Consider the following 19,938-nt stretch of genomic DNA (forward strand, 5'->3'; position numbering starts at 1 on the left):
CCCTCTTACTGCGCCTGCACGCGCAGCTCGGCTGCGCTACGACTACGGTGACCCAACAGGGCTTTCACATCACTGGATTTCGGCTTCACCAGCGCGAACTTCGTGGCAAAAGTTGACCAGTTCGCCAGAATTTCTTCGCCACGCTGCGATCCGGTATGCTGCACATGTTCGGTAATCAATCCACGCAAATGCTCCTCGTGAATCGCCAAGTCGTCAACGCTCAGCACTTCCACTAATTCCGGATTCACGCGTTTGCGGAACTCGCCGTCTTCATCCAGCACGTAAGCAAAACCGCCCGTCATGCCTGCGCCGAAGTTCACGCCGGTTTTGCCGAGAATGCAGACAATACCGCCGGTCATGTATTCACAGCCGTTATCGCCAATGCCTTCCACGACGGTGATTGCCCCGGAGTTACGCACCGCAAAACGTTCACCTGCGCGGCCTGCGGCGTACAGGCGACCGCCGGTCGCGCCGTACAGGCAGGTGTTACCAATAATGCTCGCCTCATGACTGCGGAAAGCTGAACCGACCGGTGGACGTACCGCCAGCAGCCCCCCCGCCATGCCTTTACCGACATAGTCGTTAGCATCGCCGGTCAGGTATAACTCAACGCCGCCGGCGTTCCAGACGCCGAAGCTCTGGCCCGCGGTGCCGTTAAAGTGCGCTTTGATCGGGTCAGACGCCAGCCCCTGATCGCCATGCGTCTGGGCGATATAGCCCGACAGCGACGCGCCAACGGAACGGTCGGTATTGCGAATGTCAAACCAGAAGGTTTTGCTCTGACGTTCGTCAACGTACGGTTTCGCCTGTTGTAACAATTGCGCGTTCAGCACGCCGTTATCGAACGGCGGGTTGTTTTCCGTGCAGTACAGCGCTTTGCCTGGATGAGGCTCGGCGGTTTCCAGCAGACGGGACAGGGCCAGTTTCTGCTGTTTGGCGGTAAAGCCTTCCAGCTCTTTCAGCAGGTCGGTACGGCCAATCAGATCCACCAGGCGGGTGACGCCCAACTGCGCCATCAGCTCGCGGGTTTCACGGGCGATAAACTCAAAGTAGTTGGTCACTTTGAACGGCAGCCCGTGATAGTGATTCTTACGCAGTTTGTCATCCTGCGTTGCGACGCCCGTCGCGCAGTTATTCAGGTGACAAATACGCAGGTATTTACAGCCCAACGCCACCATCGGGCCGGTACCGAAGCCGAAGCTTTCCGCGCCCAGAATCGCGGCTTTGATAATATCAACGCCGGTTTTCAGGCCACCGTCCACCTGCAAGCGGATCTTATGACGCAGACCGTTTGCCACCAGCGCCTGCTGGGTTTCCACCAGACCCAGCTCCCACGGACAGCCCGCGTATTTCACCGAGGAGAGCGGGCTGGCGCCAGTACCACCGTCGTAGCCAGCGATGGTGATCAGATCGGCATAGGCTTTCGCCACGCCGGTCGCAATGGTGCCGACGCCCGGCTCGGAAACCAGCTTCACGGAGATCATCGCTTTCGGGTTAACCTGCTTCAGGTCGAAAATCAGCTGCGCTAAATCCTCGATAGAGTAAATATCGTGGTGCGGCGGCGGGGAGATCAGCGTCACGCCCGGTACCGAGTAGCGCAGTTTGGCGATGTATGGGGTGACTTTATCACCCGGCAACTGGCCGCCTTCGCCCGGCTTCGCGCCCTGCGCGACCTTGATCTGGATAACATCGGCATTGACCAGATACGCTGGCGTTACGCCAAAGCGACCGGATGCCACCTGCTTGATACGCGACACTTTATTGGTGCCGTAGCGCGCCGGGTCTTCACCGCCTTCGCCGGAGTTGGAGTTCCCGCCGAGGCTGTTCATGGCTTCCGCCAGCGCTTCGTGGGCTTCGGGGCTCAGCGCGCCGATGGACATTGCCGCCGTGTCGAAACGCTTGAACAGTTCGCTGGCCGGTTCAACGTCGTCAATACTCACGGCGTCGTCACCCGGTGTGATAGCCAGCAGATCGCGCAGCGTCGTGGCGGGACGTTCGTTGACCAGCTTCGCGTATTCCTGATAGTCGCTGTATTCGCCGCTTTGTACCGCCTGTTGCAGAGTACGCACCACGTCCGGGTTATAGGCGTGGTATTCGCCGCCGTGCACGTACTTCAGCAGGCCGCCCTGGGCGATTGGCTTGCGCGCCAGCCAGGCGCGTTTGGAGAGATTCAGCAGATCCTGCTGGAAGTCGGCGAAGCCCGCCCCGCCGATGCGACTCACCACGCCCTGGAAGCACAGGTTCACCACGTCGTCATGCAGTCCGACTGCTTCAAACAGCTTCGAGCAGCGGTAAGAGGCGATGGTTGATATGCCCATTTTGGACATGATCTTGTACAGCCCTTTGTTGATGCCGTTACGGTAGTTCAGCATCACGGTGCGGTAGTCTTTGGCAATCGCCTGGGTGTCGATCAGACGGCCCAGCGTTTCGTATGCCAGATAGGGATAGATGGCGGTCGCGCCAAAGCCGAGCAGCACCGCAAAATGATGCGGGTCACGGGCGCTGGCGGTTTCAACGATGATGTTCGCGTCGCAGCGCAGGCTTTGTTCCACCAGACGCGTCTGTACCGCGCCCACGGCCATCGGCGCGGGCACCGGCAGACGGTTCTTGCCAATGTTGCGGTCGGAAAGCACCAGCAGGACGGTACCATTACGCACCATCTGTTCGGCGGTGTCGCAGAGCGTTTTCACGGTCTCTTCCAGCGTGGTCTGCGTGGCGTCGAAGGTGATATCAAGCCAGTCGGCGCGATAATGCTCCTCTTTCATCGTCGTCAACTGCTTAAAGTCAGAGTACAACAGGATCGGCGATTTAAAGCTCAGACGATGCGCCTGGCCTTCCGCTTCGCAGAAGACGTTCATTTCGCGACCAATGCTGGTGGCCAGCGACATGACGTGAGCTTCGCGCAGCGGATCGATTGGCGGGTTGGTTACCTGCGCAAACTGTTGGCGGAAGTAGTCGTAAATAATGCGCGGCTGGCTGGAGAGCACGGCAAACGGGGTGTCATCACCCATAGAGCCGACCGCTTCCTGGCCGTTTTCGCCCAGCACACGGATGACGGAGTCCAGCTCTTCCGCGCTGTAGTTAAATTGTTTCTGGTAGCTGGCGAGCGCGTCGTCGTCCAGTTCGCGGCTTCCCACCTGATCGTCAGCCAGCTCTTCAAACGGTACCAGGCGGCGAACGTTTTTCTCCATCCACTCTTTATACGGGTGGCGGCTTTTCAGATCGTCGTCGGTTTCGGCGGAATGCAGAATACGGCCGCCGCGGGTGTCGATTACCATCAGTTCGCCAGGCCCAACGCGGCCTTTTTCCACCACTTCGTCAGGCTGGTAATCCCAGATGCCGACTTCCGAGGCGCAGGTGATCAGTTTGTCTTTGGTGATGACGTAGCGCGCCGGACGCAGACCATTACGATCGAGGTTACAGGCAGCGAAGCGACCGTCGGACATGACGATGCCCGCCGGGCCGTCCCAGGGCTCCATGTGCATGGAGTTAAAGTCGAAGAAGGCGCGCAGCTCGGGGTCCATATCGGGGTTGTTCTGCCAGGCTGGCGGCACCAGCAGGCGCATCGCGCGAACGATGTCCATCCCGCCGGCCAACAGCAGCTCCAGCATGTTATCCATGGAGCTGGAGTCGGAGCCGGTTTCGTTAACAAACGGCGCGGCGTCGTGCAGGTCCGGGATCAGCGGCGTCTGGAATTTATAGGTACGGGCGCGCGCCCACTGACGGTTACCGGTGATGGTGTTGATCTCGCCGTTATGCGCCAGATAGCGGAACGGCTGCGCCAGCGGCCAGCGCGGTACGGTGTTGGTAGAGAAGCGCTGATGGAACAGGCAGATGGCCGACTCCAGACGCAAATCCGCCAGGTCCAGGTAGAAGCGCGGCAGATCCGCCGGCATACACAGGCCTTTATAGATGTTTACCAGGTTCGACAGGCTACAGACGTAGAAATCTTTATCATCCTGGAGGCGCTTTTCAATGCGGCGGCGGGCGATGAACAGGCGGCGTTCCATATCGCGCGGACGCCAGCCTGCAGGGGCGTTGACAAAAATTTGCTCAATGCGCGGCAGAGAGGAGAGGGCAATTTCACCGAGAACGCCTTCGTTGGTTGGCACATCACGCCAGCCGACAATCGACAGGGTTTCCTGCTGCAGCTCTTCTTCAACAATACGGCGAGAGGCGGCGGCCAGATCCGGATCTTTATTTAAAAAGATCATCCCGACGGCGTAGTTTTTGGCTAAGCGCCAGCCGCGCTCTTCGGCAACGATACGAAAAAAGCGGTCCGGTTTTTGTAACAGCAAGCCGCAACCGTCGCCGGTTTTACCATCGGCGAGGATCGCGCCACGGTGCTGCATTCGGGCCAGTGCGTGGATTGCGGTACGCACTACCTTGTGGCTAGGTTCGCCTTCTATGTGGGCGATCAGGCCAAAACCACAGTTATCCTTCTCAAGGGATTTATCGTACAACATATCAGTGAACCTCCCCAGGCTCTGCGGGATCCCCTTCCGACACCGTTTGCGCGCGGGCACACCAAGAGCATGGCGACGGGGTTTGCGCATCTTACGCTTACCTCGCATTCGCCCTCTTTATCCTTTTCGCGTAGGTCAAACAAGTTTGAGGACTTGCTGTCAGAGGGAATCTCAATTACTGCATAAATATGATGAGCGCAGCGCTCATCCAGAAAGCTTCCAGCGGATTTCCAACTTATCGGGAATCCACACACAGGTCAAATGGCAAGCTTATTTATGCCAAAATGTGCTACGCAGCATGTATCAGAATGAAATTACTAGAATTATTGACATTTTTACATTGCTTTAACGTGGGAGAGACGGGATGCGGAGTGTGATCTGTCTCACTGTCATATCCCTCTGTGAACCCTTATCTCAGCTTGATTCCCCGTGAGATGCAGTGTTTTGTGCTGGTTGTCGCTGCGAAGGCAATTCATCATACTGTTTTTGCGCAATCGGCGTCAGAAGATAAAAAAAATGGAAGGAGATAAGGAAAAATAATTGAACAGCTTATGAATGAAATAGCGTTTATTTTGACTGGATATGCAATTGATAAAAGCCCGCCGTGGCGATTGATCCAGGTCATCGCCGAACGGGGCTAAAAATGGCAGGCTTTGGCCTCTTTTTAAGAGGCGGTCTATCAGATTATGCAGTTACAGAAATTAGTCAATATGTTTGGTGGGGATCTTTCGCGTCGTTATGGACAAAAGGTTCATAAACTGACGCTGCACGGCGGGTTTAGCTGCCCTAACCGTGACGGCACCATCGGTCGTGGCGGCTGCACTTTCTGTAACGTCGCCTCTTTTGCCGATGAAGCCCAGCAGCATCGATCGATCGCCGAACAGCTTGCCCATCAGGCGCATCGGGTCAATCGCGCCAAACGTTATCTGGCCTATTTCCAGGCGTATACCAGCACCTTCGCCGAAGTGCAGGTGTTGCGCGCGATGTATCAGCAGGCGATAAGCCAGGCCAACATGGTCGGCCTGTGCGTCGGCACGCGTCCCGACTGCGTGCCGGATGCGGTGCTCGATCTGCTCTGTGAGTATAAAGACCAGGGCTATGAAGTGTGGCTGGAGCTTGGGTTACAGACCGCGCATGATAAAACCCTGCATCGTATTAATCGGGGTCACGATTTCGCCTGCTACCAGCGCACCACCCGGCTGGCGCGCGAGCGCGGACTGAAGGTGTGCGCGCATCTTATCGTCGGCTTGCCGGGCGAAGGCCAGCGTGAGTGCCTGCAAACGCTGGCGCGGGTGGTGGAGACGGGGGTGGATGGCATTAAGCTGCACCCGCTGCATATTGTCACGGGTAGCATTATGGCGAAGGCCTGGGAAGCGGGGCGGCTGACCGGCATTGCGCTGGACGATTATACCTTGACGGCAGGAGAGATGATTCGCCATACACCGCCGGAAGTGATTTACCATCGTATCTCCGCCAGCGCCCGCCGTCCGACGCTGTTGGCGCCACTGTGGTGTGAAAATCGCTGGACCGGAATGGTCGAGTTGGATCGCTATCTTAACGAACACGGCGTTCAGGGGGCGGCGCTTGGACGCCCCTGGATTTCGCCCGACGCCTGATCTATGACGGGCGCTCGCATTTCTTGCACATTCTTCAACGTCACGCCCAGAATTGAGTATTATTGTGCCAGGTTGTCGTAAAGGAAATTCCTGATGAAGCAAATTCGTATGCTGGCGCAGTACTATGTTGATCTAATGATGAAATTGGGTCTGGTGCGCTTTTCGCTGCTTTTGGCGTTAGCGCTCGTTGTGCTGGCAATTGTCGTGCAGATGGCGGTCACTATGGTGCTGCATGGCCGGGTCGAACAGATCGACGTCATCCGCTCCATCTTCTTTGGTTTATTAATCACTCCCTGGGCCGTTTATTTTCTGTCGGTGGTGGTCGAGCAACTGGAGGAGTCACGCCAGCGGCTTTCCCGGCTGGTGCAAAAGCTGGAGGAGATGCGCGAGCGCGACCTTAAGCTCAACGTTCAGTTAAAAGATAATATCGCGCAGTTGAATCAGGAGATCGCCGATCGCGAAAAGGCGGAAGCTGAACGTCAGTCGACCTTTGAACAGCTGAAAGTGGAGATCAAAGAGCGCGAGGAAGCGCAAATTCAGCTTGAGCAACAGTCTTCTTTTCTGCGGTCATTCCTTGATGCATCTCCGGACCTGGTTTTTTATCGCAACGAAGATAAAGAATTTTCCGGCTGTAACCGGGCGATGGAATTGCTGACCGGCAAAAGTGAAAAGCAATTGGTGCACTTAAAGCCTGCTGATGTTTATTCGCCGGAAGCGGCAGAAAAAGTCATTGAAACCGATGAAAAAGTGTTCCGCCATAACGTGTCGTTGACCTACGAACAGTGGCTGGACTACCCGGACGGACGGAAAGCCTGTTTTGAAATCCGCAAAGTGCCGTACTACGACCGCGTGGGTAAACGCCACGGTCTGATGGGCTTTGGCCGTGATATTACCGAGCGGAAGCGTTACCAGGATGCCCTTGAGCGCGCCAGCCGCGACAAAACCACCTTTATCTCCACTATTAGCCATGAGCTTCGTACGCCGCTGAACGGCATCGTCGGCCTGAGCCGCATTCTGCTCGACACCGACCTGACCGCCGAGCAGGAAAAATACCTGAAAACGATCCATGTTTCCGCCGTGACGCTTGGGAATATTTTCAACGATATCATTGACATGGATAAGATGGAGCGGCGAAAAGTCCAGCTCGATAATCAGCCCGTGGATTTCACCAGCTTTATGGCCGACCTGGAGAACCTCTCCGGTCTGCAGGCGCAGCAGAAAGGGCTGCGTTTTGTGCTGGAGCCGACGCTGCCGCTGCCGCATAAGGTGGTGACCGACGGTACGCGTCTGCGCCAGATTCTGTGGAATCTGATCAGCAACGCGGTGAAATTTACCCAGCAGGGTCAGGTGACGGTGCGGGTTCGCTATGACGAAGGCGATATCCTGCATTTTGAGGTGCAGGACTCCGGCATCGGTATTCCGCAGGATGAGCAGGATAAAATCTTCGCCATGTATTATCAGGTGAAAGACAGCCACGGCGGTAAACCGGCCACCGGCACAGGAATTGGTCTGGCGGTTTCCCGTCGTCTGGCGAAGAACATGGGCGGCGATATCACCGTGTCCAGCCAGCCGGGGAAAGGTTCCACCTTTACGCTGACCGTGCATGCGCCCGCTGTCGCGGAAGAAGTGGAAGACGCGTTTGAAGAAGACGATCTGCCGCTGCCGGCGCTGCATGTGCTGCTGGTGGAAGATATCGAACTCAACGTCATCGTGGCGCGTTCGGTGCTGGAAAAACTCGGTAATAGCGTAGACGTGGCAATGACGGGCAAAGCGGCGCTGGAGATGTTCACGCCGGGCGAGTATGACCTGGTGCTGCTTGACATCCAACTGCCGGACATGACCGGTCTTGATATCTCCCGTGAGCTGACCAAACGCTATTCGCGTGAAGATCTGCCGCCGCTGGTGGCGCTGACCGCGAACGTTCTGAAAGATAAACAAGAGTATCTGGATGCCGGAATGGATGACGTGTTGAGCAAGCCGCTGTCGGTTCCGGCATTAACCGCGATGATCAAGAAGTACTGGGACACGCAAAACGAGGAGGAGAGCACGGTGACACCTGAAGAAAGCAGTAAATCACAAGCGCTGTTAGATATTCCGATGCTGGAACAGTATATCGAGCTGGTGGGGCCGAAGCTGATTACCGATGGCCTCGCCGTGTTTGAAAAGATGATGCCGGGCTATTTGAGCGTGCTGGAGTCCAATCTGACGGCGCGCGACAAAAAAGGCGTGGTGGAAGAAGGACATAAAATCAAAGGCGCCGCTGGCTCTGTCGGTCTGCGTCATTTGCAACAGTTGGGGCAACAGATCCAGTCTCCGGATCTCCCGGCCTGGGAGGATAACGTCGGCGAATGGATAGAAGAGATGAAGCAGGAGTGGCAGCACGACGTGGCGGTGCTGAAAGCCTGGGTGGCGGCGAACGGCGGAAAAAAATGACCCCGGCTTGACCGGGGTGCGCGAATACTGCGCCAACACCAGGGAAATCGTGGCTGCGCCGTAAGTTATACTCATTATCTCAAAAGGCGCAGCGCTCATTTTCAGGCCGCACGCAGATAAGATAGCAAATCTTAAATGTTTTGTTACATGAATCAGTTAAATGTGTGAAGCGCGGCAGTGTAATCACAATTATTAATGCGCTTCATACGAAGGGAAAAGGACATTTTGCATGAAGAAAATTGGCGTAGTGCTCAGCGGATGCGGCGTCTATGACGGCGCGGAAATTCATGAAGCGGTGCTGACTTTGCTGGCGATTGCCCGTAGCGGCGCGCAGGCCGTTTGCTTTGCGCCGGATAAGCCCCAGGCCGATGTGGTTAACCATGTGACGGGAGAGTCGATGGCGGAAACCCGCAATGTGCTGATCGAGGCGGCCCGCATTACGCGTGGTGAGATACGCCCGCTTTCGCAAGCCGTTTCTGCTGAACTGGATGCGTTGATCGTTCCTGGCGGCTTTGGCGCGGCTAAAAATTTGAGCACCTTCGCCAGCCAGGGCCGTGAATGTCAGGTTGACGCAGATCTTGCGGCGCTGGCTGTCGCCATGCATCAGTCGGGGAAACCGCTCGGCTTTATGTGCATTGCCCCGGCGATGCTGCCGAAAATCTTCGGCTTCCCGCTGCGGTTGACCATTGGTACCGACATTGATACCGCAGAAGTACTGGAAGATATGGGCGCAGAGCATGTGCCATGCCCGGTTGATGATATTGTCGTCGATGAAGATCATAAAATTGTCACTACACCGGCGTATATGCTGGCGCAGAATATCGCCGAGGCAGCGTCTGGCATTGAAAAACTGGTGTCGCGCGTGCTGGTTCTGACGGAATGAAAAAAGGCATCACCGCGTTTCTGCGGCGTCTGGTTCTGCGTATTATTCTGGTGCTCGCGGTATTCTGGGGCGGCGGCATTGCGCTGTTCAGCGTGGCGCCGGTGCCGTTTTCCGCGGTTATGGCGGAGCGCCAGATTAGCGCGTGGCTACAGGGGGATTTCGGCTATGTCGCCCATTCTGACTGGGTGAATATGAATGAAATCTCCCCCTGGATGGGGCTGGCGGTGATTGCCGCTGAAGATCAGCACTTCCCGGCGCACTGGGGGTTTGACGTCGCCGCGATTGAAAAAGCGCTGTCGCACAATGAGCGCAACGAGAACCGCATACGCGGCGCCTCTACGCTGTCACAGCAAACGGTCAAGAATCTCTTTTTATGGGACGGGCGAAGCTGGCTGCGTAAAGGTCTGGAGGCGGGCCTGACGCTGGGTGTCGAGACCGTCTGGAGCAAGAAGCGGATCCTGACGGTGTATCTGAATATCGCCGAATTCGGCGAGGGAATATTTGGGGTGGAGGCCGCGGCACAGCGCTATTTCGGCAAGCCCGCCAGCCGGTTGACGCAGTCGGAAGCGGCGCTGCTCGCAGCTGTGTTGCCTAATCCGCTGCGCTATAATGCCGCCGCGCCGTCCGGGTATGTCCGTAGCCGTCAGGCATGGATACTGCGTCAGATGCGGCAGTTGGGTGGTGAGTCGTTTATGACCCGCAACGCGTTGTATTAAACGTTTTAAGCCTCGCGGGAAGAGAGCGCCAGACCTGCGGACTCTTTTGGCGCCGCGCTTCTTTCCAGCGCCAATGCCAATGCCGGTTGGGCAATAAACCGCTGCCACAAACGTTCCTGTTTGCGCTGGCAAAACCATTTCGACCAGCTGGCCAGCGGGATCAGCGTTCCTTCACCAATGTTATCGCACACGACGGGCACCACCTCGGATTCACTGATGCGATGGCAGAGGATATTCTGCGGCTTCAGCGTCATGGTCACGATATGGTTGTCACGCAGATAGCGCTTCAGCTTATTCAGTAATTGACGCAAAACGGCAACGTCATCCTCGTAACGACACTGTTTAGCAAATTCAGTGAGCGTCACAGACGGTTTGCCATCGTAATCGGCAATCACATCGTATACATATCCTGTACCGCAGTCGGTCTCCACCGTGCCGTAATAGCGCGGGATCCCGCTCCAGTCCTGCAAATAGCGAGAGAGACGCGCGTAGTATTTCAGTTCGCGCTGTGTCTCTTTATCGCCGCCGTGGCCGCCGTTATAGACAATCTTGATACAGCGCCGGGCATCATCCGGATGCGCATAACATTTACGATGTCGTCCGGTGCCCAGGGGTGTCTGATCGGATAGACGAATCATGAGGGTATCCTGGAAATATTTACTGACAATAATCCAGTATGGACAACCAAAGTAAATGAAACCTAAACGAGCGGCCTTAAGGTTTTCTTAAGGTTATTCTTAGAGAAAAAAGCGCACAAAATGTACAAACGGAGAGCGTGAGAATAAAAAAAACGCCGGGCGGCGTTTTCTGTGAAGATCTTAATTGCGGTCAAGCGGAGACTTAGTCTTCGTCGAATCCTGAATTGAACAAGGCGATCACCGCAGCCAGCGCCTCGACTTCCTGCGGGCCTGAGGCTTCAATTTCAATCTGGCGGCCTTTCGCCGAGTCCAGCATCAGCAGCGCAATGACGCTGTTGGCTTCGGCTTCGGTGCCTTCATCGTTACGTAACAGAACTTCGGCGTCAAACCCCTGCATTAATTCGAAAAGCTTCATCGCAGGCCGGGCATGCATGCCCAGCTTGTTGGTGACTTCCACAGTTTGCTTCACGGTCATGTTTTGCGTTTTTCCAGCGTACGATGGCGCGACTGTACGTTTTTACCGCGCGAGCGGAAGTAGTCTGCCAGCTGTTCTGCAATATACACCGAACGGTGCTTCCCGCCGGTACAGCCGATGGCTACGGTCAGATAGCTACGGTTGTTGGTTTCCAGCATCGGTAACCATAGCTCAAGATAGCTGCGCGTCTGGTAAATAAAATTGTGTACTTCTGTGTGCCTGTCGAGAAAAGCGGCAACGGGTTTGTCGAGACCGGTCATGGGGCGTAGCTTCGGGTCCCAGTGCGGGTTTGGCAGAAAGCGCACGTCGAAAACATAGTCGGCATCAATCGGGATGCCGTGCTTAAAGCCAAAGGACTCAAACACCATCGTCAGCTCGCGCTCGCGTTTCCCCAGTAATCGGGTGCGTAGCATTTCCGCCAGCTCATGTACCGACATTTCTGAAGTATCGACAATCAGGTCGGCGCGGGAGCGTAGCGGCTCCAGCAGGTCGCTTTCCTGATCGATCGCGCTTTCCAGGGAGAGGTTTTTACTGGAAAGAGGATGCAGACGACGTGTATCGCTGTAACGGCGAATCAGGGTGTTGCGATCGGCGTCAAGGAACAGCAACTGCGGTGAGAACGCATCGGGCAGGTTGTTCATCGCCTGCTCGAAGATCTCCGGGGATTCAGGCATGTTGCGCACGTCAATACTGACGGCTGCCGAGATCTGGCGTTCGGCAAGCGTGCGAGCCAGATCGGGCAACAGCACCACGGGAAGGTTATCCACGCAGTAAAAACCCATATCTTCCAGCGCCCGCAGGGCGACAGATTTACCTGACCCTGAACGACCGCTGACGATCATCAGTACCATGTACTGTTTCTCCTCACCACGTCAAAAGGGGAGTGTTTTACGCGCTTACTCATCATCCTGGCGGCCTTCTGTGTCAGTGATGATTTGATACAGCTCTTCATCGCTTTGCGCAGCGCGAAGCCGGCGACAAATGGTTTTATCCGCCAGACGCTTGGCGACTAAAGACAGCGTGTGCAGATGCGTTTTGGTTTGATCCGCGGGCACCAGCAGGGCAAAGAGCAGATCCACCGGTTGATTATCGATCGCGTCGAAAGCAATCGGCGTTTCCAGTTGCACAAACACGCCTACGGCCCGCAAGGTATCTTCTTCCACTTTACCGTGTGGGATGGCGATGCCGTTGCCGATACCGGTACTGCCCATCTTTTCCCGCGTCAGGATCGCTTCAAAAACGATCTGTGGAGGCAAACTTAGCTGCTTTGCCGCCAGTTCACTGATAATCTCCAGCGCGCGTTTTTTGCTCTGGCAATGCACGCCGCTGCGTGTACATTCCTGGTTAAGTACACTGCTCAGTTGTAGAGTTGTATCGTTATTTATCATAATTTCACCTAAGAACCTGCCCCTTCAAGTGAGAAAACAGGTTCGGAGCGCTAACTGTACAAATGGCCCGTTGTTGTACACAACAGGCCGTCCTGCACCCGCTAACTGCCCGGACAATTAGTGTTGTTTCAGTTTATCTTTATGTTTGGTCAGCTGTCTTGCCAGCTTATCGATTAAGCCGTCAATGGCGGCATACATGTCCTGACCTTCCGCACTGGCGTGAATTTCGCCACCGTTGACGTGCAGGGTTGCATCCGAGATGTGGGTGACCTTCTCCACTTTCAACACAATGTAGACCTGATTGATTCTGTCGAAATACTGTTCGAGCTTCGCGAACTTGGTATTGACGAAGTCGCGCAGGGCTTCAGTGATCTCGACGTTGTTTCCAGTGATGTTGAGCTGCATAGTGTCTTCCTTATCGGTTGGGTCAAACCAGCTGTTTACGCTGATTCGACGGCGGAATGGATAAAGACTCTCGGTACTTCGCAACGGTGCGGCGCGCCACCATGATACCCTGTTCCGACAGCAAAGATGTTAACTTGCTGTCGCTCAGCGGTTTCGCGGGGTTTTCGGCCGCAATCAGCTTTTTCACCAGCGCGCGGATAGCCGTGGAGGACGCTTCGCCACCGCCTTCGGTGTTCACATGGCTGGAGAAAAAATACTTCAGTTCAAAAATGCCGCGCGGACTGTGCAGGTATTTCTGCGTGGTCACACGGGAAATGGTTGATTCGTGCATTTCGACGGCCTGGGCGATATCCGCCAGCACCATCGGTTTCATAAATTCTTCGCCCTGCTCAAAGAAGGCCTGCTGTTGCTCGACGATACAGCGGCTGACGCGCAGGAGCGTATCGTTACGGCTCTCCAGGCTTTTAATCAGCCATTTCGCGTCCTGCAAATTGCTGCGAATGTACTGACTGTCGGCATCGTTACGCCCGCCGCTACACATTGCCGCATAGTGCTGATTGATCTGCAGCCGGGGGATGCTGTCGCCGTTCAGTTCGACCGTCCAGCGGCCATTGTGCTTACGCACCAGTACATCCGGAATGACGTATTCAGGTTCACTGGTCTGGATCGACTGGCCGGGCCTGGGATCGAGCGACTGGATAAAATTGACCGCCTCTTTGAGCACGTCTTCTTTCAGGCGCGTCACGCGCATCAGGGTGCGGAAGTCATGATTCGCCAGCAGATCAAGGTGATCGCTGACGATCAACCGGGCTTCGTCGAGAAACGGGGTGGCCTTATCAAACTGGGACAGTTGGATCAGCAGACAGTCGCGCAGATCTTTCGCCGCCACGCCAACCGGATCAAAGCGCTGGATGCGTTTCAGGACCGCTTCGACCTCATCAATGTCCACCTCCTCGTCGCCCATGCTGTCGAGAATGTCTTCCAGAGAGACGGTGAGATATCCGGTGTCATCCACGGCATCAACGATGGAAGTGGCTATCGCGCGGTCTGTATCGGAGAAGGGCGTCAGCTCCACCTGCCACATCAGGTAATCCTGAAGGGACTGGGTGGTCTCGCCCTGATAAACGGGAAGCTCGTCGTCGATGTAATCTCCGCTGGTGCCGGATGGCGTACCGGCGGTATAGATCTCATCCCAACTGGCGTCGAGCGGCAGCTCTTCCGGCATCTCTTTTTGTTCGAGCGCGTCAGCGGCGTCCAGCGTTTCGCTGTCCTGCGTTTCGCGGGTTTCCACTTCATCATGAACGTCGGTTTGCTCAAGCAGCGGATTGCTTTCCAGCGCCTGTTGCAGCTCCTGCTGAAGTTCCAGCGTGGACAGCTGCAGCAGACGGATAGCCTGCTGAAGTTGCGGCGTCATCGCCAATTGTTGGCTGAGCCTGAGTTGCAAACCTTGCTTCATGTTCAGAGTCGTTTTCCCCCGCTATAACGTCGCGAACTTCTACCCTATCAGAGTCTGAAGTCTTCCCCAAGGTATACGCGCTTAACGTGTTCATCCTGGAGAATTTCCGTTGGCGTGCCGTGGGCGATCAGATGTCCCTGGCTGACGATATAGGCGCGTTCACATACTGCCAGCGTTTCACGGACGTTATGGTCGGTGATCAGAACGCCCAGGCCGCTGTCGCGCAGGTGCTCAATGATACGTTTGATGTCGATGACGGAGATCGGGTCAACGCCCGCAAACGGTTCATCAAGCAGGATAAATTTCGGGTTTGCGGCCAGCGCGCGTGCGATCTCGACACGGCGGCGTTCGCCCCCGGAAAGCGACTGTCCCATGCTGTCGCGCAGGTGCTCAATGTGAAATTCTTCCATCAGCTCGTTGGCGCGATCTTCGCGTTGCTCGCTGGTAAGATCGTCGCGAATTTGCAGTACCGCCATCAGGTTATCGAACACGCTCAGGCGGCGGAAGATCGATGCTTCCTGCGGCAGATAGCCAATACCGCGGCGCGCGCGGGCGTGCAGCGGCAGCAAACTGATGTCTTCATCATCAATGATGATGTTACCGGCGTCGCGCGGCACAATGCCGACCACCATATAGAACGTGGTGGTTTTACCCGCGCCGTTAGGCCCGAGCAGACCGACAATTTCGCCTGAGTTAACGGTCAGACTGACATCTTCCACGACGCGGCGGCCTTTGTAGGCCTTCGCCAGATTCTTTGCAGTTAATGTTGCCATAACGAATTAGTTACTCTTTTTCTGAGCCGGAGCCTGGTCTTTATTTTTGTCCTGCAGCTGGGACGGTACCAGAACGGTGGTCACGCGCTTGCCTTTCTCGCTGAACGCCTGCATTTTTTGCTCTTTCACCAGATAGGTAATCTTGTCGCCGGTGATGTTGCTGTCGAGCTGTTCCAGGTAAGCATTGCCAGTAAGCACGACGAAGTCTTTCGCCAGCTCGTAGTGCATCTTCGAGGCGCGGCCTTTGACCGGCTTCCCGTTGTCCTGCATTTGATAGAAAGTGGCCGGGTTGCCGAAGCCGTCAATGACCTCTTTGCCTTCTTCGCCGCCCGGGCGGGTCACGACAACTTTATCGGCGTTGATTTTAATGGTGCCCTGGGTCACGACGACATTGCCGGTGAAGGTGACGACGTTACCTTGCATATCCAGAGACTGCTGGTCCGACTCGATATGGATCGGCTGCTCGGTATCGCCGGTGACGGCGAACGCTGGAATGCTGGCGGCCAGAAGGGCGCTGGCAAGCACAAGATTAAGGCTGAGTTTGTTTGTTTTGAATTTCATAGGAGGTTCTAACCTTTTCAATCAGCTCGGCGTTCTTGCTGCGTAAGTTGCCGCGCATTTTCAGTCCGCTGGAGTTAAATGTTGTTCCGTATAACGTGACAAGATCCTCAGACGTGACATCCTGCGTCACGAGGTTGATCTGCGCGTTATCGGTGGTAATTTTGCGAAGTTGAGCGTCAGGCACCAGCGCGTTGACTTCAACGTGACCATACAGATACAGCATCCGATCGTCGGTCAGCTTGGCTTTATCCGCCTTGATTGACCACGTAGGGACCTTGTCCTTATCAAAGGTGGTTAATACCGGTTGAGTAAACCACGAAATGGCTTCATCCGAGAAATACTCAACGTTCTGCGCAATTAAACGATAGCTCAGCGCGCCTTCCGGGCTGTACACGACGGTATCGGTATGCTCGCTCTTATAAGTGGGATCGCTCGTGTTTACCACCACCTGCGCGGTATCGTCTTTATCGGCCAGATTAATACCAATCAGCACCAGCACGGCCAACGACAGTAGAATGATAACCCAACGTCTGGCTTTACTCATATCGATTGCCCTTTGGCCTCATCAAGCTTACCCTGCGCCAGCAGGAGTAAATCGCACACTTCCCGTACCGCACCGCGTCCGCCAGCGATTTTCGTGACGTAATCCGCGCGCGGAATCAGTAACGGATGCGCATCCGCGACCGCGACGCTCAGGCCGATTTTTTCCATCACTGGCCAGTCGATCAGGTCATCGCCGACGTACGCCACGTTTTCCGGAGCAATCGCCAGCTTATCCAGCAGATCGTGAAACGCCAGCAGCTTGTCAGACTGGCCCTGATACAGATGGGTGATCCCCAGGGTGGCGCAGCGATCTTCTACCAGTTTAGCCTTTCGCCCGGTAATAATGGCAACGTCGATATCAGACGTCAGCGCACAGCGGATGCCGTAACCGTCGCGTACGTTAAAGGCTTTTAGCTCTTCACCGTTGTTACCCATGTAAATCAGCCCATCCGACAGCACGCCGTCGACGTCAAGAATCAGCAGCCGAATGTTCTCTGCTTTGGCGATGACTTCAGCGCTAACGGGGCCATAACAGGTCGCAAGCGACGCACCTGCTTTACTCATTTCTTTTATCCTTGAATTGCTACACAACGCCTGCACGCAGGAGATCATGCATATGTAACACACCGAGTAACTGGTCGCCATCGGCAACCATTACTGAGGTGATATGGCGGGACTGCATTAAGTTCAGCGCATCGACCGCCAGAATCCCGGGACGCACGCGGATACCGCCCGGCGTCATCACGTCGGCGATACCTAACTGTCGTACGTCAACGCCCATATCAAAGACGCGACGTAAATCGCCGTCGGTGAAGATACCGTCGATCTTCATCGCATCGTCGCAAATCACGGTCATACCGAGATTTTTACGGGTGATTTCCAGCAACGCCTCGCGCAGGCTGGCGTCTTTGCGTACATGGGGGATTTCATCCCCGGTATGCATAATATCGTTAACGCGCAGTAAAAGTTTACGCCCCAGCGCGCCGCCCGGATGAGACAACGCGAAATCCTCGGCGGTAAACCCGCGCGCTTTTAACAATGCCACCGCCAGCGCATCGCCCATGACTAATGTGGCCGTGGTGCTGCTGGTCGGCGCCAGCCCCAACGGGCAGGCCTCTTTCGGTACTTTAACACACAGATGCACATCCGCGGCACGCGCCATGCTGCTTTCTGGCCGGCCAGTGATACAGATGAGCTGCACCTGGAGGCGTTTGAGTACGGGAATTAACGCGGCAATCTCGCTGGATTCGCCGGAGTTGGAGATGGCAATCACCACATCCTGCGAGGTTACCATGCCGAGATCGCCATGGGCGGCTTCACCCGGATGCACAAAAAAGGAGGACGTGCCGGTGCTGGCGAACGTCGCGGCCATTTTGCGTCCGATATGCCCCGATTTTCCCATGCCCATGACTACCACTTTGCCAGTGCAGTTGAACATCTTCTCACAGGCGAGGGTGAAGTCCTGATTGATGTACTGATCAAGCTCCGCCAGGCCTTCACGTTCAATCGCCAGGACCTCTTTACCGGCCTGCTGAAAGTCAAAACCCGGTTGTAACGCTAAGTGCGACATAATCTGTTTCCAGTTATCCAACAAGGAGCGGCGACAGCCAATACAACATCGCCAGCCATATGATAAAACCGCCGGTCAGCAGTACGCCCGCGCCGCGACCGGACTGGCGGGGGCGCCGCCAGCAGAGTAATGCAAAAATGACGCTTACCAGTAGCATCACGCTGTAATCGCGGCTAAACGCCAGCGGGTTGACCTCGCCGGGCGTCAGCAGCGCGGGCAGGCCAAGGACCAGAGCGAGATTAAAAATGTTCGCCCCAATAATATTGCCTACCGCGATATCGTTCTCACCTTTACGCACGCCGGCAATCGCGGTCGCCAACTCCGGCAGGCTGGTGCCGATAGCGATAACCGTCAGGCCGATGGTCAGTTCGCTCATCGCAAAGTAATTGGCAATAACGGTGGCGTTATCAACCACCATGCGGGTGGCCATCGGCATTATGATAAGCGCGATGCCCAGCCATAAAAACGCCACCGGCAGCCCGCCTTCGCGCGGTAGCTCCGCCAGTTGTTCGCGGGTGAGGCTGTCATTGCCCTGGCGTTCGGCCAGACGGGCGATTTTAACAATGAACAGCAGCCATAACACCGCTAACAACAGCAAAAATATGCCATCGCTACGGCTTAGCTGACCGTCGTAAAGTACGGAACCGGCCACTACGCTGACCAGCAACATTAACGGTAATTCGCGACGCAGAATATCGGAATGCACGGTAAAGGGGTGGATCAGCGCGGCAAGCCCCAGGATCAACAGGATATTGGTGATATTGGATCCGATCGCGGCGCCAACGGCGAGATCCAGCTGCCCGTGCAGGGAGGCGGCGAGCGAAACGATGATCTCTGGTAACGACGTGCCGATACTGACCACCGTCATGCCGATGATCAGCGGCGGGACCCCCAACGTTCGGCATAAAATAGACGCGGCGAACACCAGACGGTCGGCGCCGTAGACGACCAGAAGTAAACCAATAATTAACAGCGCCGTTGCTAAAAGCATCTAAAGTCCTTTCTTCAGGTATACTCGCCGGTCACCGGGATCCTCTGGAAACCGTAACGAAGTCTTAATTTTGACTTTATGCAGCTAAAAAGTAAAACAAATGCCAGCTTTAGCTAACCAGGGCAGGTAATATTCTGTAAATATGTTGGGTTCATGGCGCCATTCAACGCCATGCTTTGATCAACACGTAATACAAAGGATGAATGAATGGGTGAGTCTGCGGCGAATTTAGTCGATATGCGCGACGTCAGCTTTACGCGTGGCGACCGCTGCATTTTCGATAATATCTCCCTGACGGTGCCGCGTGGAAAGATCACCGCGATCATGGGACCATCGGGCATCGGTAAAACGACGCTCCTGCGCCTGATCGGCGGTCAAATTTCCCCAGACAAGGGCGAGATCCTGTTTGATGGCGAGAATATTCCCGCCATGTCGCGTTCGCGGCTCTACACGGTGCGTAAACGGATGAGTATGCTGTTTCAGTCGGGCGCGCTCTTTACCGACATGAACGTTTTCGATAACGTCGCCTATCCGCTGCGCGAACATACCACGCTGCCCGCGCCGTTACTGAAAAGTACAGTCATGATGAAGCTCGAAGCGGTCGGTCTGCGCGGGGCGGCCAGACTGATGCCGTCCGAACTCTCCGGCGGAATGGCCCGGCGCGCCGCGCTGGCGCGCGCTATCGCGCTGGAACCGGACCTTATCATGTTCGATGAACCGTTCGTGGGGCAGGATCCCATCACGATGGGCGTACTGGTTAAATTGATCTCTGAATTAAACAGCGCGCTGGGCGTCACCTGCGTGGTGGTTTCTCACGATGTGCCTGAAGTCCTGAGCATTGCCGATCACGCCTGGATCATGGCGGACAAGAAAATTGTCGCCCACGGTAGCGCGCAAGGACTGCAGGAGAACGCCGATCCGCGCGTCCGTCAATTCCTGGACGGTATTGCCGACGGGCCGGTCCCGTTCCGCTATCCGGCGGGCGATTATCATTCTGATCTACTCGGAACAGGGAGTTAAGCCA

The 19,938-nt window shown here is 55.7% G+C and carries 18 protein-coding genes; 5 read left to right on the forward strand and 13 right to left on the reverse strand.

The features are described 5' to 3' along the window. Positions 1-5 precede the first annotated feature (5 nt). Positions 6-4,466 carry a glutamate synthase large subunit gene (gltB, locus tag OGY07_RS02230; RefSeq protein WP_286598414.1) on the reverse strand — a complete coding sequence of 1,487 codons (4,461 nt, stop codon included), beginning with the start codon at positions 4,464-4,466 and terminating at the stop codon, positions 6-8. 686 nt (positions 4,467-5,152) lie between these two features. On the opposite strand from gltB, the gene mnmL reads away from it, so the two are divergent. From mnmL to mtgA, 4 genes are all read left to right on the forward strand, one after another. Next, positions 5,153-6,082, forward strand: a complete 930-nt coding sequence (gene mnmL / locus OGY07_RS02235) for a tRNA modification radical SAM protein MnmL/YtqA (protein ID WP_042291923.1) — start codon at positions 5,153-5,155, stop codon at positions 6,080-6,082. A 93-nt stretch (positions 6,083-6,175) separates the two neighbouring features. Beyond that, complete coding sequence (gene arcB, locus OGY07_RS02240; protein ID WP_042291921.1) at positions 6,176-8,515, forward strand: aerobic respiration two-component sensor histidine kinase ArcB; 2,340 nt, start codon at positions 6,176-6,178, stop codon at positions 8,513-8,515. Between the two features lie 229 nt (positions 8,516-8,744). After that, on the forward strand, positions 8,745-9,398 hold the full coding sequence (gene elbB / locus OGY07_RS02245) for an isoprenoid biosynthesis glyoxalase ElbB (protein WP_042291918.1): 654 nt from the start codon (positions 8,745-8,747) through the stop codon (positions 9,396-9,398). Beyond that, on the forward strand, positions 9,395-10,114 hold the full coding sequence (gene mtgA / locus OGY07_RS02250; RefSeq protein ID WP_042291915.1) for a monofunctional biosynthetic peptidoglycan transglycosylase: 720 nt from the start codon (positions 9,395-9,397) through the stop codon (positions 10,112-10,114). Before elbB ends, mtgA begins: the two co-directional genes overlap by 4 nt. Before the next feature lie 5 nt (positions 10,115-10,119). On the opposite strand, the gene yrbL is transcribed toward mtgA, so the two are convergent. The 12 genes from yrbL to OGY07_RS02310 all read right to left on the reverse strand — a co-directional run bounded on the left by yrbL (position 10,120) and on the right by OGY07_RS02310 (position 18,914). Beyond that, positions 10,120-10,752, reverse strand: a complete 633-nt coding sequence (gene yrbL, locus OGY07_RS02255; protein WP_286598417.1) for a PhoP regulatory network protein YrbL — start codon at positions 10,750-10,752, stop codon at positions 10,120-10,122. 202 nt (positions 10,753-10,954) lie between these two features. Then, complete coding sequence (gene npr, locus OGY07_RS02260) at positions 10,955-11,227, reverse strand: PTS phosphocarrier protein NPr (RefSeq protein WP_042291909.1); 273 nt, start codon at positions 11,225-11,227, stop codon at positions 10,955-10,957. Further along, positions 11,224-12,078, reverse strand: a complete 855-nt coding sequence (gene rapZ, locus OGY07_RS02265; RefSeq protein ID WP_042291907.1) for an RNase adapter RapZ — start codon at positions 12,076-12,078, stop codon at positions 11,224-11,226. Before rapZ ends, npr begins: the two co-directional genes overlap by 4 nt. A gap of 45 nt (positions 12,079-12,123) precedes the next feature. Beyond that, a complete protein-coding gene (gene ptsN / locus OGY07_RS02270) occupies positions 12,124-12,615 on the reverse strand; it encodes a PTS IIA-like nitrogen regulatory protein PtsN (protein WP_042291903.1) in 492 nt (163 codons plus the stop codon). 117 nt (positions 12,616-12,732) lie between these two features. Next, the gene (hpf, locus tag OGY07_RS02275) at positions 12,733-13,020 is read right to left on the reverse strand and encodes a ribosome hibernation promoting factor (protein WP_003025078.1); all 288 of its coding nucleotides are present in this window, start codon (positions 13,018-13,020) and stop codon (positions 12,733-12,735) included. Between the two features lie 22 nt (positions 13,021-13,042). Continuing rightward, positions 13,043-14,476, reverse strand: a complete 1,434-nt coding sequence (rpoN, locus tag OGY07_RS02280; protein ID WP_042291899.1) for an RNA polymerase factor sigma-54 — start codon at positions 14,474-14,476, stop codon at positions 13,043-13,045. 47 nt (positions 14,477-14,523) lie between these two features. Continuing rightward, complete coding sequence (gene lptB / locus OGY07_RS02285; RefSeq protein ID WP_003025073.1) at positions 14,524-15,249, reverse strand: LPS export ABC transporter ATP-binding protein; 726 nt, start codon at positions 15,247-15,249, stop codon at positions 14,524-14,526. Positions 15,250-15,255: 6 nt separating this feature from the next. Further along, entirely contained in the window at positions 15,256-15,810 is a 555-nt protein-coding gene (gene lptA / locus OGY07_RS02290) for a lipopolysaccharide ABC transporter substrate-binding protein LptA (RefSeq protein WP_060571060.1), read from the reverse strand. Further along, positions 15,779-16,354 (reverse strand): LPS export ABC transporter periplasmic protein LptC, encoded by a 576-nt coding sequence (gene lptC, locus OGY07_RS02295; RefSeq protein ID WP_042291892.1) that lies wholly within the window; start codon positions 16,352-16,354, stop codon positions 15,779-15,781. The genes lptA and lptC overlap by 32 nt, the downstream gene beginning before the upstream one ends. Further along, positions 16,351-16,917 carry a 3-deoxy-manno-octulosonate-8-phosphatase KdsC gene (gene kdsC / locus OGY07_RS02300; RefSeq protein ID WP_042291889.1) on the reverse strand — a complete coding sequence of 189 codons (567 nt, stop codon included), beginning with the start codon at positions 16,915-16,917 and terminating at the stop codon, positions 16,351-16,353. Before kdsC ends, lptC begins: the two co-directional genes overlap by 4 nt. A gap of 19 nt (positions 16,918-16,936) precedes the next feature. Continuing rightward, on the reverse strand, positions 16,937-17,923 hold the full coding sequence (gene kdsD / locus OGY07_RS02305) for an arabinose-5-phosphate isomerase KdsD (protein WP_042291887.1): 987 nt from the start codon (positions 17,921-17,923) through the stop codon (positions 16,937-16,939). A 13-nt stretch (positions 17,924-17,936) separates the two neighbouring features. Continuing rightward, positions 17,937-18,914: a calcium/sodium antiporter gene (locus OGY07_RS02310; RefSeq protein WP_286598424.1), complete on the reverse strand. Its 978-nt coding sequence runs from the start codon at positions 18,912-18,914 to the stop codon at positions 17,937-17,939. Positions 18,915-19,121: 207 nt separating this feature from the next. Here OGY07_RS02310 and mlaF point away from each other — a divergent pair, with 207 nt between their 5' ends. Further along, positions 19,122-19,934, forward strand: a complete 813-nt coding sequence (mlaF, locus tag OGY07_RS02315; protein ID WP_042291883.1) for a phospholipid ABC transporter ATP-binding protein MlaF — start codon at positions 19,122-19,124, stop codon at positions 19,932-19,934. The last annotated feature ends 4 nt before the right edge of the window (positions 19,935-19,938 follow it).

The organism is Citrobacter sp. Cs237 (genome assembly GCF_030332325.1).
In the GTDB taxonomy this organism is placed as follows: Bacteria; Pseudomonadota; Gammaproteobacteria; order Enterobacterales; family Enterobacteriaceae; genus Citrobacter_A; species Citrobacter_A sedlakii.